This window comes from Glycomyces paridis (assembly GCF_004912155.1).
Classification (GTDB): Bacteria; Actinomycetota; Actinomycetes; order Mycobacteriales; family Micromonosporaceae; genus Glycomyces; species Glycomyces paridis.
In genome coordinates, this window is record NZ_STGX01000005.1 from 201279 (window position 1) to 201500 (window position 222).

The window sequence follows — 222 nt, forward strand, 5'->3', positions numbered from 1 at the left end:
CAGCACACAGTCGCTTGACGCTCCAACGCGTGCGGTGCTCGTCGACGAACTGGAAGCGGCTCACCAGTTCGTCTCGCCCGCGAAATACTTCGCGGCCTTGCGCAGGATGTCCCGCTCGGCTTTGACTTTCTCCAGCTCGGCACGGAGGCGGCGGTTCTCTTCGGCGATCACGGCGTCGTAGCCTACGAGGCCTTCGTTCTCGCTGGTCGGAGCCTGATACTG